This window comes from Cellulomonas sp. GbtcB1, assembly GCF_019091725.1.
Lineage (GTDB): Bacteria > Actinomycetota > Actinomycetes > Actinomycetales > Cellulomonadaceae > Cellulomonas.
Window position 1 is genome coordinate 1 of sequence record NZ_JAGXJG010000351.1, and the last position, 254, is coordinate 254.

The following is a 254-nucleotide window of genomic DNA, read 5'->3' on the forward strand; positions in this document are numbered from 1 at the left end:
GCGACATCGAGGGGATGTCGTACGAGGAGATCGCGGTGACGCTGGGCATCAAGCCCGGCACCGTGCGCTCGCGCATCCACCGGGCGCGGGCGCGGCTGCGCGTGGCGCTCGAGCACCGCGCGCCGGCCACCGTGCGCGCCGCCGCGGCCCAGGAGCCCGCGGGCGACCGCTCGTCCGAGGTGACGGCCCCGGCGGGGGCCCGGTGAACGGGCACCTCGCCGACCGGGTCAGCGCCCTCGTCGTCGGCCCGCTCG

1 protein-coding gene is annotated in these 254 nt (G+C 79.1%); it reads left to right on the forward strand.

Annotated features, from left to right (window positions below; translation table 11 throughout):
* The coding region (locus tag KVT14_RS20680; RefSeq protein ID WP_217617323.1) for a sigma factor-like helix-turn-helix DNA-binding protein at window positions 1-206 on the forward strand (206 nt) is incomplete at its 5' end.
* Window positions 207-254 lie beyond the last annotated feature (48 nt).